Raw genomic sequence first — 15000 nt, 5'->3', positions numbered from 1 at the left:
AGCCTTTTGTAAATTTACCCATTGTAGAGTTTGAAAGCTCATCAGCCTTTTTAAGCGCATCATTTGTTGCAGCTAACACTAAGTCTTGTAACATTTCGATATCTTCTGGATCTACAACTTCTTCTTTAATCTTCACTTCAAGAATTTGCTTGTGACCATTTGCGATAACTGTAATCATTCCGCCGCCAGCTGTACCTTCAACTGTTTTTTCACCAAGCTCTTCTTGTGCTTTCGCCATGTCCTTTTGCATCTTTTGCATTTGTTTCATCATGTTATTCATATTTCCCATTCCGCCACGCATCATAATTAATTCCTCCTAATTATTATTACTCTTTTATTTCAATGAGTTCTTGCCCTACTAATTTCACTGCCTCTTCTATAAGAGGGTCTTCCTTTTTCTCCGGACTTTCTTCAGACTCTCCACCTTCACGTTGTAAAAAGTCTTCACGGATTTTACCCCATTCACTTTTGGGAATGGCAATCATATTTAACCTTTTACTTAGCAATTCAAATAAAGCTTGTTCTACTGTATCCATAGCTTCTCGATTTTCGCTCGCCATCTTACAGTGAATCTCATATTGAAATGCTAAAACGTAAGTGTCATCTGAAGCTGCCACCGGTTCGCTATTTTCTAGTAAAACGGCAAACGCTACTTTGTTATATGATTTGAGTCTTCCTAACAACTCACCCCATACAGCTTTTAATTGTTCTAAATCTTGACGCTTCGCTTGTTTTAATACTTCATTTACACGTCCGACAGGAATTTTCATACTTCCTGTTCGTACCGGTTTTGGTGTTGCACGTGTCTCTCTTACTTCTTGTTGTACACCAGCTGGCACACCGTTCTTTTTGACTTGCTCTAACTCTTTCTCCAGTTGCTGCATCCTGTTCATAATTGCTTGCAAACGATCTGTACCATTTGCTTGCATCATAAACTGTTGACACAATTGCACCATAACAACTTCTAAGAAAATACGCGGATGATTTGTCCACTTCATTTCCTGTTGTCCCTTACTAAGGGTATGAATAATCTCATAGATCACTTCCGGTTGCATTTCTTCACTCAACTTACGGAATTGATCATCTACAATTACTCGTTCCAACATATGTTCTAGTTGCGGTGAAGTTTGATATAAAAGCATATCACGATAATAGTAAATGAAATCCTCCATAAAACGAACTGGATCCTTCCCTTTACTCATCATTTCATCTATGATTTGCAATGCTCTTGATACATCATTTTCACGTATGCACTCTACTAAATTCCCTAAGTATTGCTGAGAAACAGATCCTGTTACGGCCAATACGTCTTCTGTCGTAACAATCTCATCACTATAAGATATAGCCTGATCAATAAGACTAAGCGCGTCACGCATACCACCTTCGGCAGCACGTGCAACAATTTGTAATGCTTCATCTTCCACTTGCGTACCTTCATTTGTCACGACCGTTGATAATCTCTCAACAATATCATTCACTGATATTTTTCGGAATTCAAAGCGCTGACAACGTGAAATGATTGTAGGTGGGATCTTATGAGGTTCTGTTGTCGCCAAAATAAAGATAACATGTCCTGGCGGCTCTTCTAAGGTTTTTAAAAGCGCATTGAATGCACCCATAGAAAGCATGTGAACTTCATCAATAATGTATACTTTATATTCTACAGCACTTGGAGCATATTTTACTTTATCTCTAATATCTCGAATTTCATCTACACCGTTATTTGAAGCCGCATCAATTTCTAATACATCTGAAATGGATCCTTGTGTAATTCCTAAACAAGAAGGACATTCATTACAAGGTTCAGCTACCGGAGCATGTTCACAGTTAATTGCTTTTGCAAATACTTTTGCAATTGTTGTTTTTCCTGTTCCCCTCGGACCAGAAAATAAATAAGCATGTGAAACTTTCTCTTGAAGAAGGGCATTTTGCAACGTTTTTGTCACGTGCTTTTGACCGACTACATCTTCGAACTTTTGCGGTCTCCATGTTCGGTATAACGCTTGGTATGACACGAAAATACGGCCTCCCTCAAAGGTTATTATCTCATTTATTATAACCCATTCTGTTTATAGATTCCAAAAGTTATTTTCTATACAAAAAACTCACCTTTTTATTAAGGTGAGTTTTGTATACATATATAACTGCCGTGCACCCTCCGTCGATTACGTACCATAAGCGTTACTCAAGCAGTTAGCTCGGTTCAGGCACTCCTGCGGCACACGAGAAGACCCGCTTATTGCTGCTTCCTTCCGGACCTGACAAGGTTCACGGGGTCCCGTTGCGCAGGACCCAAACGTCAACACCACTTACTTAAGGCAGACCTTACAGCAACATAACCTCGAGAGGGGATTCGGCCTCGCTAGAGCGGATTGCGAGTATAGGGCACCGCTACCTCCCCGCTTAGCACGGCAAAGTTAAAACCAATATTCGGTTGCCTTTATTAAAGGCATTATCAGTATAACTTGTTTCTTTGTAAAATGCAAATACGTTAGTTCTCAGTATTTCCCCCTAATTTTTTTATCGCTTTTCTTTTTTTACGAAGCTCTCTAAAAAAGTTCGTTAACAACGTACCGCATTCTTCCTCTAGTACACCAGATACTACTTCACATTGATGATTGAAGCGTTCATCCGTTAAAAGATTCATCAATGTTCCTGCACATCCGCCCTTCGGATCACTTGCACCATATACAACTCGCTTCACTCGTGATAAAACAATTCCACCGGCACACATTGGACAAGGTTCTAATGTTACATACAATGTTGCATCTTCTAAACGCCATGTCCCTAATTTTTTACATGCCTCATCTATCGCTAGCAACTCAGCATGAGCTATTGATCTTTGCTCAGTTTCTCTTAAATTATGGGCAACACTAATTACCTCACCATCTAACACTATAACTGCTCCAATTGGTACTTCCTGTATTTCCTCTGCCTTTTTAGCTTCTTCTATCGCTAATTGCATAAAATAAATATCTTGATCTTGTTTCATAACATAGTCCTTTCATTACAAATAAAGTACACTTATTTCCATTTACTACACAGGGGATAACTTTTACAAATTCAATCCACCCTAAAAGAAAAAAGAGAGGGGATTACATATGAAAAATACCGCCTTGCTCATTATCGATATGATTAATGACTTTCAATTTTCCCACGGACCCATTCTAGCTAAAAAATGCGAAACTATAACAAACCCTATTTTACAATTAAAGAAAAAAATGAAATCCTTCGGCTATCCTATAATTTACGTTAATGACCATTATCAACTTTGGAGATCTGATATCGACCAACTTATTACTCATTGCACAAATGAATATAGCGAAAATATAATCCATAAAATTGCTCCAAATTCTGATGATTACATTTTTATTAAACCACATTATTCCGCTTTTTATGAAACACCTTTAAATTCATTACTAGGTTATTTAAAAATAGAAAATCTAATATTAACAGGGGTTGCTGGAAATATATGTATCCTATTTACAGCTAATGATGCTCATATGAGAAATTATACATTGTATGTACCACAGGATTGTATCGCCTCTAACAACGACCAAGATAATATACATGCCTTGAAAATAATGGAAACTACATTGAAAGCAAATATAACATCATCAACCAAAATAAAATTTAATTAATACATATATCTATTTTCTAACTTTTTATATCAAATTAACCCGCTCGCTTCCCTCTTGTGCTACAATAATTCTGTTTTGTGTTTTTAGTAGTCACGGTAAATCACTGATTGAAAGGAGGAAACAGCGTGACCGGAGTACCATTTATCACGGTTGAAGGACCAATTGGTGTTGGAAAAACTTCACTTGCGAAGGAAATTTCAACTCACATGCAACTCCACTTACTAAAAGAGATTGTTGATGAAAATCCCTTTTTAGGAAAGTTCTATGAAGACATCGACGAATGGAGTTTTCAAACAGAGATGTTCTTTCTTTGTAATAGATACAAACAATTAGAAGACATTAACATAAAGTATTTGAATCAAAGGAAACCAGTAGTAGCGGATTACCATATCTTTAAAAATTTAATTTTTGCATCCCGCACATTAAAAGACTCTCAATATGACAAATACATGCAAATTTATCGTATCCTTACACAAGATATGCCTGTGCCAAATGTCATTGTTTATTTAACAGCTAGCCTAGAAACATTGCAAAAACGAATCGCCATGCGCGGAAGAGAATTTGAAAAAAACATGGATCCAAATTACTTACTACAGCTCACAAAAGATTATGAAACAGCAATGGATGCTTTTAAAAAAGATCATCCAGAAATACCAGTATTGAAATTTAATGGAGACGATATGGATTTTGTAAAAAATCCTGATGATTTAAACGTCATCCTATCTGCCCTTCAAAATACTCTCTTAAAGGAGTCGAAATAATAATGAATTTAAGGCAAAAATATGATATACCCAATGACGCAGTAATCACTATCGCCGGAACGGTAGGTGTGGGTAAATCAACTATGACAACTGCATTAGCTAATGCTTTAGGTTATCGCACATCATTTGAAAAAGTAGATTCCAATCCATATTTGGACAAGTTCTATGCGGACTTCACTCGCTGGAGCTTCCACCTACAAGTGTACTTTTTAGCAGAACGATTTAAGGAACAAAAAAGAATTTTTGAATATGGTGGCGGTTTTGTTCAAGATCGTTCCATTTACGAAGACACTGGAATTTTCGCAAAGATGCATCATGAAAAAGGGACAATGACGGAAACTGATTATGAAACATACAAAGGTTTATTTGACGCTATGGTCATGACTCCTTACTTCCCTCATCCAGACTTATTAATTTACTTAGAAGGTTCTTTCGATGATATTGTCGATCGTATTCAAGAACGCGGGCGCCCAATGGAACAGCAAACACCAATTGAGTACTGGAAAGAAATGCATGGACGTTATGAAAACTGGATTAACAACTTTAATTCATGCCCTGTATTACGCTTAAATATTAATGAGTACGATATTTTAAAAGATGGTGATTCAATCGAACCAATCATTAAAAAAATTGGCCATTTTTTAAAACAAACACGTAAACTTGTAAAATAAAAAACCCGTGCATATGCACGGGTTTTCCTATTAAATTACTTCTTCTTTGTTGGAGCAATAATTTCACTCTCAGGTTTTCCTGCGTTAATGCGCTGACGAACAGTACTTGTACTAATATCGTATGCTTCAGCAATCTCTTTAACAGTCATTTCTTTACCGTTAATTACTGCCGTTAATACTTTACCTGTACGTTTTGGAGCTGCTTCTTTCTTTACAGCCGCTTTTTTAACTTGTTTTGGCGCCTCTACTTTACTCTTAGCTGGTTTTACATCACAAGTACAACCACAAAGTTTACGGAATGTATCATCACTAATAATGCGTGATACGTTTGCACCACTGTTTAAAATTCTATTGTTCTTACAGACAGGACATTGTACATAATATAAAGTTTTTCCATCTAAAGGAAACGTTTGTATAATAAGATCCATGTTGACTCCTTTCATATCTATGAAGATAATCATCGGAATATGAGTGTGTAATAAGGACAAGATTACCTTACACCATACTTTATGATTGGTTTTAAAATAAAAACTCGTTACGTGTTGGTAACGAGTTCTCCAATCTCCACTTATATGCGCTGTTGTCAATTATATCTGGAGGAGGTAGAGGGATTCGAACCCCCGCGCGACTCTCGCCGCCTGTCGGTTTTCAAGACCGATCCCTTCAGCCAGACTTGGGTATACCTCCATATTGACATCAAATATAATATCAAAAGAAAAACAGTTAGTCAACCCTACTAAAATAAATTATGAGGAAAGGAAAATTTTACTTTCCCCTTCCTACATTACAGTACTGACAACGCTCATAATTACCAATCACTCATACCGATGAATGTTTAAATTTACTTAATAACTGTTTTTCCTCCCATATAAGGGCGAAGAACTTCTGGAATTATAATTGTACCATCTTCTTGTTGGTAGTTCTCTAAAATAGCTGCAACCGTACGTCCAATTGCAAGACCAGATCCATTTAATGTATGAACATGTTCTGGTTTTCCATTTGGCTCACGGCGGAAACGGATATTTGCACGTCTCGCTTGGAAAGCTTCAAAATTACTACAAGAAGAAATTTCACGATATGTGCCATAGCTCGGAATCCATACTTCAATATCGTATTTCTTCGCTGCTGTAAATCCTAAATCGCCTGTGCACATGCTCATAACGCGATATGGCAACTCTAATAATTGTAACACGCGTTCTGCATCATTTGTTAATTTTTCTAACTCTTCATAAGAATCTTCTGGTTTTACGAACTTCACAAGCTCTACTTTATTGAACTGATGCTGGCGAATTAAACCACGTGTATCACGCCCAGCTGAACCTGCTTCAGAACGGAAGCAAGAGCTAAATGCAGCATATCTTATAGGCAATTGCTCTTTATTTAAAATCTCATCACGATGCATATTCGTTACAGGTACTTCAGCTGTTGGAATTAAGAAGTAATCTTCACTTTCAATACGGAATGCATCTTCTTCAAACTTTGGAAGTTGCCCTGTTCCCGTCATACTTGCACGGTTTACCATATATGGAGGTAATACTTCTTCATATCCATGCTCATCAGTATGAAGATCAAGCATAAAGCTAATTAAAGCACGCTCTAATCTTGCACCAGCACCTTTGTAAAATACGAAGCGGCTTCCTGTTACTTTCCCAGCGCGTTCAAAATCTAAAATTCCTAAATCAGTAGCAAGATCCCAATGTGGTTTTGGCTCATAAGTAAATTCTTTCACTTCTCCCCAAGTACGTGCTACTACATTATCATCCTCTGTTTCACCAACTGGAGCAGATTCATGAGGGATATTTGGAATAGATAACATTAATCTTTCTAAGTCTTCTTCAACTGTACGAAGTTCGTTATCAAGATCCTTTACTTTTTCTCCAACCTCACGCATTTCTAAAATTAGAGCTTCTGCATCTTTCTTTTCGCGCTTTAATACAGAAATTTGTTGAGATACTTCGTTACGTTTACTTTTTAATTCTTCTGTCTGAACAAGTAGTTCTCTTCTTCTCGTATCAAGTTCTTCAAAACGTCCGAAATCAGTTAAATCTTCGCCTCTATGCTGTAATTTCGCTTTTACTTCTTCAAAGTTTGTACGTAAAAATTTAATATCAAGCATTATATACTCCTCCTTTTATTTTATAAAACACAAAAAACTCCCGTCCCTATATAAAGGGACGGGAGTTAACCCGCGTTGCCACCCTAGTTGAAAGCATTACTGCTTTCCTCTCAAGTAGAAATAACGGCTCTTCACCGGGAATGCTTACTAATCCAAAAGATATTCCACATTCCATTCCAGGATGGATTCACAAACTGTTTCTATCGATTTCCACCAACCATCGACTCTCTATAAGAAACGACATTTGTTACTATTTCCTATCAACACGCTTATTTTATAAAATTGTTACCATCAATTTACTATAATCTTATACAAGTTGCAAGTTACTTATACAACTTTTTTCATTTTCGCTTCTTTTACCATTTCAACAAAGTATGCTGTCACACGATGATCATCTGTTAATTCCGGATGGAATGAAGCAGCTAAAAACTGATTTTGTCTTACCGCTACCATTCGATCACCATGCTTAGAAAGCACTTCAACATTATCAGCTACTTCTACAACATACGGCGCACGGATAAATACACCAACGAAGTCTTCACCCACGCCTTCAATTGAAAGTGCAGCTTCAAAACTATCCTTTTGGCGTCCGAACGCATTGCGCTCAACTGTAATATCCATAGCACCAATATGTGCTTCTTCATAGCCAATAAGTGTTTTCGCAAGAAGAATCATCCCTGCACATGTACCAAACATTGGTTTACCAGACTTCGCGAATGTACGAAGTGGTTCCATGAAAGCATACTTATCAATAAGACGGCGCATTGTTGTACTTTCACCGCCCGGTAAAATAAGACCATCAATTTCTTCAAGTTGTTCTATACGCTTTACAACAACAGCTTCTGCACCACTTGCTTCAACTGATTTCACATGCTCACGAACTGCACCTTGAAGACCTAGTACACCGATTTTCACCATTTTAAAGTTCTCCTTCAATTACCATCCACGCTCTTGCATGCGTTGTTCTGGTAATAACGTTGAAATTTCGATACCTTTCATCGCATTACCTAATCCTTTAGAAAGGCTTGCAATTAGTTCGTAATCCTCATAATGAGTTGTCGCTTCAACGATTGCACGTGCAAATTTCGCTGGATTCTCTGATTTGAAGATACCAGATCCTACAAATACACCATCCGCACCAAGTTGCATCATTAACGCTGCATCTGCTGGTGTTGCTACACCACCTGCTGCGAAGTTTACAACTGGTAAACGACCAAGGCGTTTAATTTCAAGTAGTACTTCATAAGGAGCACCAGTATTTTTTGCATATGTCATTAACTCATCTTCACGTAGACTTGCAACTTGACGGATTTCTGCATTGACTTGGCGCATATGACGCACTGCCTCTACAATGTTTCCTGTTCCTGGTTCACCTTTTGTACGAAGCATAGATGCACCTTCTGCAATACGACGTGCAGCTTCTCCGATATCACGGCAACCACATACAAACGGAACTGTGTAATCACGTTTATTTAAATGGTATACTTCATCGGCAGGAGTTAATACTTCACTCTCATCGATATAGTCTACCCCTAATGATTCTAATACACGTGCTTCTACAAGGTGACCGATACGGCATTTTGCCATAACCGGAATTGACACTGCACCCATAACTTCTTCAACGATTGTTGGGTCTGCCATACGAGAAACGCCACCTGCTGCACGAATATCTGCTGGTACACGCTCTAATGCCATAACGGCAACTGCGCCTGCCTCTTCTGCAATTTTTGCTTGTTCAGCGTTAACTACGTCCATAATAACGCCGCCTTTTTGCATTTCTGCCATTCCACGTTTTACACGTTCTGTCCCTGTTACATTTGTCATGTACAAAAACCCCCCTAGGTGAATTGCTTTCCCCCGTTAAAGGCGAAAATTAAGAATACTCTTACATTCTACCACTAACTATCAGATGCTTGTCTACTACTTTTTCATAAAGTCGGTATGAAAAATAGGAATAAAAAAAAGCTCCTATCATGAGGAGCTTTTAAAACCAACCTTTTACTGTATCAACAGCACTATTCCACATACCACTAAAGAATGAACCAATTCCGCGCATAGCACGAGTAAACCAGTTTGCTTCTTCCACTTCAGATGTTGTTACAAGATCCACTTGCAGTGACTTACCAGTTAAAAATCCAGGGTCGTTTGTATCTTTTGGCGTAATTACCATTTGACCAAGCGCCGCTCCCTTTTTAATAGGTGCTTCTTGTCCCTTACTTGATTCTTTTAATTCCGTTTTATAAACATCTTTACTTCCTTTTGGCACTGGAAGTGAAATAGCTTGTTTCGTTTGAACTGCTACATCTTTATCTTTCGCATTTTCTACTCGTACTGTTTCTTGTCCTTTTACTGAAGAACCTTTTTTATACATTTGTTTCACTTCAAAGTTAGCAAATCCATAATCATATAGCTTCTTTGTTTCATCAAAACGTGCTGTATGAGAACTTGTTTTAATAACTACAGAAATAAAACGCATTCCGTTTCTTTCAACCGTACCAGTGAAGCAATCTCCTGCTTCTGGAGTTGAGCCTGTTTTTAGGCCGTCTACGCCATCATATTCTTTAACTAAGCCCTTTAACATCCAGTTCCAGTTCGACATTGCAAACTTCTCTTTTTCTGGACGGAATTCTTTTTTAGGGATTTTTGCTGTATCTAACACTTTTGGATAATCTTTAATTAAATGTTGTGCTAAAGTTGCAACATCCTTTGCAGACATTTTATTTTCTTCATCCGCTGTTGTTCCTTCAGGATGCATTCCCTTTAAATCTTTATTCGTTAAACCTGTAGAATTGACAAATTTATAATTTTTCAACCCTAGTTCTTTCGATTTATCATTCATCATTTTTACGAAGTCTACTTCTTTACCTGCAATTGCTTCTGCTAATGCAATTGTTGCACCATTTGCAGAAAAGATTGCCATTGCCTCGTATAACTCTTTTACTGTATAAGAGCCACCTTTTTCTAATGCAACATTTGATAATGAAGCATCTTGTGAAACCTTATATGCATATTCAGAAACCTTAATTTTCTGGTCCCACTTAAGTTTTCCTTTATCCACTGCTTCGTGAACTAAATATTCACTCATCATCTTTGTCATACTAGCAATGGATAATAATTCATCTGCATTCTTTTGATATAAAATTTTCCCAGAATTCGCTTCTACTAAAATTGCCGCACCTGCTTCAATGTTTAAAGCGGCTCCTGTTTCAGCTGATGCATTGCTATATGGCATAAAAATGCTACAAGCTAGTGTAAGCACTGTTACCAAAGCAATGAATCTTTTGCAAAACATACCTTTCACTTTTGCTACCCCCAATATCTATGTACTCACATAACCGTTATTCTAACATAATCAAAAACAAATAGACAGAGATATCAAATCTCTGTCTATTTGTATATAAGACATTATAATGAGTAGTTTGGAGCCTCTTTTGTAATTTGTACGTGATGAGGATGACTTTCACGTAAGCCAGCACCTGACATACGAATGAATTGTGCATTTTCGCGTAAGAATTCTAAATCCTGTGCTCCGCAATATCCCATACCTGCACGTAAGCCACCAACTAATTGGTGAACTGTATCTGCTAAAGGTCCTTTATATGGTACTCGTCCTTCAATACCTTCTGGGACAAGTTTTTTATTGCCTTCTTGGAAGTAACGATCTTTACTTCCTTTTTCCATCGCACCGACAGAACCCATACCACGATACACTTTAAATTGACGACCTTGGTAAATTTCAGTTTCTCCAGGGCTTTCTGCAACACCTGCAAACATGCTACCTAGCATAACAACATGTGCTCCTGCCGCTAAAGCTTTCACCATATCACCAGAGTACTTAATACCGCCATCAGCAATAACTGGAATGCCGTGTTTACGAGCTTCTGTTGCACAATCATAAACCGCAGTTAATTGTGGTACACCAACACCGGCTACAACGCGTGTTGTACAAATAGAACCTGGTCCAATACCAACTTTAACTACGTTTGCACCAGCTTCAATTAGTGCTTTCGTTGCTTCAGCAGTAGCAACATTTCCAGCGATAATATTTAGTGATGGATATTTAGCACGAACTTCTTTTACCTTATCAATAACACCTTTAGAATGCCCATGTGCTGTATCAAGTACAATTGCATCTACACTAGCTTTTACTAATGCATCGATGCGAAGCATAGCATCCGCTGTTACACCAACTGCTGCTCCAACTAATAAGCGTCCTTGCTTATCTTTAGCAGAGTTTGGGAATTCAATTACTTTTTCAATATCTTTTATTGTAATAAGCCCTTGTAATACACCGTTATTATCAACAAGAGGGAGTTTTTCAATTTTATACTTTTGTAGGATCTTTTCAGCTTCTTCCAGTGTAGTACCAACTGGAGCTGTAATTAATTGTTCTTTTGTCATTACGTCAGAAATTTTGATTGAGTAGTCTTGGATGAAGCGCATATCACGGTTTGTAATAATACCAACTAATTTTCGCTCATCTAAATTATTTACAACCGGTACACCTGAGATACGATATTTTCCCATAAGATGTTCTGCATCATATACTTGATGTTCTGGAGTTAAGAAGAAAGGATCTGAAATAACGCCGCTTTCAGAGCGCTTTACTTTATCAACTTGCTCTGCTTGTTGCTCAATAGACATATTCTTATGAATAATTCCTAAACCACCCTGGCGAGCCATTGCAATAGCCATGTCAGCTTCTGTTACTGTATCCATTCCTGCACTAATTAACGGGATGTTTAGCTGTAAGCTTTCAGATAAAACTGTTTTAACACTTACTTCTCTTGGTAATATATCTGACCTAGCTGGTACAAGTAATACATCATCAAAAGTCAAACCTTCTTTAACAAATTTAGATTCCCACATAATTGTTCCCCCTATGATACCAGAAATTATTATTAGTAGCTTATCAATTGGTTAAAATACTGTCAAGGACGTATATATATGTTAGAATTTTTAGACAATAAAAGGAGCGTAATATATGCATCAAACATCTTGTACTTGGCAGCAGTTAAGTTTCTTTTTTTCATCTCAAAACGTACAACGTTATCTTGCCCGTTGTTACGAAAAATCCTCTATTCAGGATGCCGAAAAAAAAAGTTTTGAAAATTGTTATCCCTTTATTTATTACTTAGAACACGGGAAAAATTATTATGAATTATATAAGACAGCTCCATTTTCCATTCAACCAATGTTGTTATTTTATGGAATTAGTCAACTTTTTAAAGCATGCCTACTAACTATTGACCCTAACTATCCTGAATCCACTACTGTTTTAGCTCATGGCGTTACAACTCGCAAACGAAAAAAACAAGGGTATCAATTTTTAGAAGATGAGGTGAAGGTACAAAAAAACGGATTATTTACTCATGTTGCAGAACAACTGTTTCACATGAAACACTTAGAAGCAGAAAAATTTAACATGTTAGAATTAATGGGAAATATTCCAGAATTACAAAATTTATTTCGTTATAGTCAAAAAGGATCAACTTTATATAAAATCGATTCAACAATTAAAAATGAGCTCTCCTTTTCAGTCAACCTACTAGATCGATTACATATGACTAAAGAGAGATTTTCTCGTTACATTGAAACATCTTGTAAGCATTTATCAATACAGCACGTACCTGAGAAGACTAATGAATCGAATTTACTTTTTACAGGGCCCATTCAATCATGGAATCCTATGTACAGTACTCCTTTATACTATGAACATCTTACTAATACTTATTATTTGCCACTTACGACTGATCCTAGAAATCCTAAGCCAATATTACCCGAACTCCTCATTCATTATTTATTGCTCTATAATTTAAGCATGATTTCTAGGTATGAAACAGATTGGTGGTATGACTTACTTGGCAGTTATGGTTCTGAAGATTATCCATTTATTTATCAATTTCTAAGTATTTCTGCTCAAAAAATCCCTTACTATATTTCAAATTTTTTATTAATGGAACCAAATCTATTTCATGGGAAATAAAAAAACACAAGTCAAATGACTTGTGTTTTTAGTTGCTTGGCGACGTCCTACTCTCACAGGGACAAGGTCCCAACTACCATCGGCGCTAGAGAGCTTAACTTCCGTGTTCGGTATGGGAACGGGTGTGACCTCTCTGCCATCATCACCAAACTATGAAGGCATATTCCTTCAAAACTAGATAACATTGCTTCATATTATATGGTTAAGTCCTCGATCTATTAGTATTCGTCAGCTCCACATGTCACCATCCACCTCGAACCTATCAACCTGATCATCTTTCAGGGATCTTACTAGCTTACGCTATGGGAAATCTCATCTTGAGGGGCTTCATGCTTAGATGCTTTCAGCACTTATCCCTTCCGCACATAGCTACCCAGCTATGCCCTTGGCAGAACAACTGGTACACCAGCGGTGCGTCCATCCCGGTCCTCTCGTACTAAGGACAGCTCCTCTCAAATTTTCTACGCCCACGACGGATAGGGACCGAACTGTCTCACGACGTTCTGAACCCAGCTCGCGTACCGCTTAATGGGCGAACAGCCCAACCCTTGGGACCGACTACAGCCCCAGGATGCGATGAGCCGACATCGAGGTGCCAAACCTCCCGTCGATGTGGACTCTTGGGGAGATAAGCCTGTTATCCCCGGGTAGCTTTTATCGTTGAGCGATGGCCCTTCCATGCGGAACCACCGGATCACTAAGCCCGACTTTCGTCCCTGCTCGACTTGTAGGTCTCGCAGTCAAGCTCCCTTATGCCTTTGCACTCTACGAATGATTTCCAACCATTCTGAGGGAACCTTTGGGCGCCTCCGTTACACTTTAGGAGGCGACCGCCCCAGTCAAACTGCCCACCTGACACTGTCTCCCGGGTCGATAAGACCCGTAGGTTAGAATTTCAATACAGTCAGGGCGGTATCCCACCAGCGCCTCCACCGAAGCTAGCGCTCCGGTTTCAATGGCTCCGCCTATCCTGTACAAACTGTACCAAAATTCAATATCAGGCTACAGTAAAGCTCCACGGGGTCTTTCCGTCCTGTCGCGGGTAACCTGCATCTTCACAGGTACTATAATTTCACCGAGTCTCTGGTTGAGACAGTGCCCAAATCGTTACACCTTTCGTGCGGGTCGGAACTTACCCGACAAGGAATTTCGCTACCTTAGGACCGTTATAGTTACGGCCGCCGTTTACTGGGGCTTCAGTTCAGAGCTTCGCTTACGCTAACCCCTCTCCTTAACCTTCCAGCACCGGGCAGGTGTCACCCCTATACTTCGCCTTACGGCTTCGCAGAGAGCTGTGTTTTTGCTAAACAGTCGCTTGGGCCTATTCACTGCGGCTTTCCGTTAAGAAAGCACCCCTTCTCCCGAAGTTACGGGGTCATTTTGCCGAGTTCCTTAACCAGAGTTCTCTCGCACACCTTAGGATTCTCCTCGCCTACCTGTGTCGGTTTGCGGTACAGGCACCTTTTATCTCGCTAGAAGCTTTTCTTGGCAGCGGGGAATCAAAGACTTCGCTCCATAAGGAGCTTCCCCATCACAGCTCAGCCTTCACGATAAGCGGATTTGCCTACTTATCAGCCTAACTGCTTGGACGTGCACAACCAATCGCACGCTTCTTCTATCCTTCTGCGTCCCTCCATTGCTCAAACGATAAAGAGTGGTACAGGAATATCAACCTGTTGTCCATCGCCTACGCCTGTCGGCCTCGGCTTAGGTCCTGACTAACCCTGAGCGGACGAGCCTTCCTCAGGAAACCTTAGGCATTCGGTGGACGGGATTCTCACCCGTCTTTCGCTACTCATACCGGCATTCTCACTTCTAAGCACTC

At 38.8% G+C, this 15000-nt stretch carries 13 protein-coding genes, 1 tRNA gene, 2 rRNA genes, 1 other RNA gene and 1 other annotated feature (2 of these 18 running past the window's edge); of the genes, 4 read left to right on the top strand and 13 right to left on the bottom strand.

The annotated features are described in order from the left end of the window. The 4 genes from AXW78_RS00130 to tadA all read right to left on the bottom strand — a co-directional run. Positions 1–301, bottom strand: the 5' portion of a protein-coding gene (locus tag AXW78_RS00130) for a YbaB/EbfC family nucleoid-associated protein (RefSeq protein ID WP_014894853.1). Its footprint begins 26 nt before the window's first position; 301 of the gene's 327 nt are visible here — the first part of the coding sequence; the start codon lies at positions 299–301; its stop codon lies off the left edge, out of view. Between the two features lie 25 nt (positions 302–326). Beyond that, positions 327–2015, bottom strand: coding sequence for a DNA polymerase III subunit gamma/tau (dnaX, locus tag AXW78_RS00125; protein WP_000121561.1), 1689 nt, complete (start codon positions 2013–2015; stop codon positions 327–329). Between the two features lie 132 nt (positions 2016–2147). Continuing rightward, an RNA gene (gene ffs / locus AXW78_RS00120) (signal recognition particle sRNA large type) lies at positions 2148–2412 on the bottom strand. A gap of 79 nt (positions 2413–2491) precedes the next feature. Continuing rightward, on the bottom strand, positions 2492–2992 hold the full coding sequence (gene tadA / locus AXW78_RS00115; protein WP_000806702.1) for a tRNA adenosine(34) deaminase TadA: 501 nt from the start codon (positions 2990–2992) through the stop codon (positions 2492–2494). A gap of 109 nt (positions 2993–3101) precedes the next feature. On the opposite strand from tadA, the gene AXW78_RS00110 reads away from it, so the two are divergent. The 3 genes from AXW78_RS00110 to AXW78_RS00100 all read left to right on the top strand — a co-directional run bounded on the left by AXW78_RS00110 (position 3102) and on the right by AXW78_RS00100 (position 5073). After that, positions 3102–3641, top strand: coding sequence for a cysteine hydrolase family protein (locus AXW78_RS00110; protein ID WP_000798723.1), 540 nt, complete (start codon positions 3102–3104; stop codon positions 3639–3641). Positions 3642–3766: 125 nt separating this feature from the next. Beyond that, a complete protein-coding gene (locus AXW78_RS00105) occupies positions 3767–4402 on the top strand; it encodes a deoxynucleoside kinase (protein WP_000148218.1) in 636 nt (211 codons plus the stop codon). A gap of 2 nt (positions 4403–4404) precedes the next feature. Beyond that, positions 4405–5073 (top strand): deoxynucleoside kinase, encoded by a 669-nt coding sequence (locus tag AXW78_RS00100; RefSeq protein WP_001053585.1) that lies wholly within the window; start codon positions 4405–4407, stop codon positions 5071–5073. A gap of 35 nt (positions 5074–5108) precedes the next feature. Here the strand turns inward: AXW78_RS00100 and AXW78_RS00095 are convergent, their stop codons facing one another. From AXW78_RS00095 to guaB, 7 genes are all read right to left on the bottom strand, one after another. Beyond that, the gene (locus tag AXW78_RS00095) at positions 5109–5501 is read right to left on the bottom strand and encodes a sigma factor-like helix-turn-helix DNA-binding protein (protein ID WP_000364191.1); all 393 of its coding nucleotides are present in this window, start codon (positions 5499–5501) and stop codon (positions 5109–5111) included. A gap of 166 nt (positions 5502–5667) precedes the next feature. Continuing rightward, positions 5668–5760 (bottom strand) — tRNA-Ser (locus AXW78_RS00090). Positions 5761–5914: 154 nt separating this feature from the next. Continuing rightward, on the bottom strand, positions 5915–7189 hold the full coding sequence (gene serS, locus AXW78_RS00085) for a serine--tRNA ligase (protein WP_000884187.1): 1275 nt from the start codon (positions 7187–7189) through the stop codon (positions 5915–5917). Between the two features lie 51 nt (positions 7190–7240). Continuing rightward, positions 7241–7462: a binding site (T-box leader), on the bottom strand. A 54-nt stretch (positions 7463–7516) separates the two neighbouring features. Then, positions 7517–8107 carry a pyridoxal 5'-phosphate synthase glutaminase subunit PdxT gene (gene pdxT / locus AXW78_RS00080; RefSeq protein ID WP_000238787.1) on the bottom strand — a complete coding sequence of 197 codons (591 nt, stop codon included), beginning with the start codon at positions 8105–8107 and terminating at the stop codon, positions 7517–7519. Positions 8108–8125: 18 nt separating this feature from the next. Next, the gene (pdxS, locus tag AXW78_RS00075; RefSeq protein ID WP_061883699.1) at positions 8126–9013 is read right to left on the bottom strand and encodes a pyridoxal 5'-phosphate synthase lyase subunit PdxS; all 888 of its coding nucleotides are present in this window, start codon (positions 9011–9013) and stop codon (positions 8126–8128) included. 160 nt (positions 9014–9173) lie between these two features. Next, a complete protein-coding gene (gene dacA, locus AXW78_RS00070) occupies positions 9174–10481 on the bottom strand; it encodes a D-alanyl-D-alanine carboxypeptidase DacA (protein ID WP_129542625.1) in 1308 nt (435 codons plus the stop codon). Between the two features lie 113 nt (positions 10482–10594). Next, on the bottom strand, positions 10595–12058 hold the full coding sequence (guaB, locus tag AXW78_RS00065; RefSeq protein ID WP_000264088.1) for an IMP dehydrogenase: 1464 nt from the start codon (positions 12056–12058) through the stop codon (positions 10595–10597). Between the two features lie 115 nt (positions 12059–12173). Between guaB and AXW78_RS00060 the strand changes: the two genes are divergently transcribed. After that, the gene (locus AXW78_RS00060) at positions 12174–13175 is read left to right on the top strand and encodes a YaaC family protein (RefSeq protein WP_061883697.1); all 1002 of its coding nucleotides are present in this window, start codon (positions 12174–12176) and stop codon (positions 13173–13175) included. 34 nt (positions 13176–13209) lie between these two features. Here the strand turns inward: AXW78_RS00060 and rrf are convergent. Further along, positions 13210–13325, bottom strand: a 5S ribosomal RNA gene (rrf, locus tag AXW78_RS00055). 48 nt (positions 13326–13373) lie between these two features. Continuing rightward, positions 13374–15000 (bottom strand): 23S ribosomal RNA (locus AXW78_RS00050); it runs 1271 nt beyond the window's last position.

Source organism: Bacillus thuringiensis (assembly GCF_001595725.1).
In the GTDB taxonomy this organism is placed as follows: Bacteria; Bacillota; Bacilli; order Bacillales; family Bacillaceae_G; genus Bacillus_A; species Bacillus_A thuringiensis_K.
This window is presented reverse-complemented; position numbering and strand designations above follow the sequence as displayed.

Coding starts and splice junctions, on each gene's coding strand:
- tadA (WP_000806702.1), bottom strand. CDS start 2,992: ATGAAACAAGATCAAGATATTTATTTTATGCAATTAGCGATAGAAGAA.
- AXW78_RS00110 (WP_000798723.1), top strand. CDS start 3,102: ATGAAAAATACCGCCTTGCTCATTATCGATATGATTAATGACTTTCAA.
- AXW78_RS00100 (WP_001053585.1), top strand. CDS start 4,405: ATGAATTTAAGGCAAAAATATGATATACCCAATGACGCAGTAATCACT.
- AXW78_RS00095 (WP_000364191.1), bottom strand. CDS start 5,501: ATGGATCTTATTATACAAACGTTTCCTTTAGATGGAAAAACTTTATAT.
- serS (WP_000884187.1), bottom strand. CDS start 7,189: ATGCTTGATATTAAATTTTTACGTACAAACTTTGAAGAAGTAAAAGCG.
- pdxT (WP_000238787.1), bottom strand. CDS start 8,107: ATGGTGAAAATCGGTGTACTAGGTCTTCAAGGTGCAGTTCGTGAGCAT.
- pdxS (WP_061883699.1), bottom strand. CDS start 9,013: ATGACAAATGTAACAGGGACAGAACGTGTAAAACGTGGAATGGCAGAA.
- dacA (WP_129542625.1), bottom strand. CDS start 10,481: ATGTTTTGCAAAAGATTCATTGCTTTGGTAACAGTGCTTACACTAGCT.
- guaB (WP_000264088.1), bottom strand. CDS start 12,058: ATGTGGGAATCTAAATTTGTTAAAGAAGGTTTGACTTTTGATGATGTA.
- AXW78_RS00060 (WP_061883697.1), top strand. CDS start 12,174: ATGCATCAAACATCTTGTACTTGGCAGCAGTTAAGTTTCTTTTTTTCA.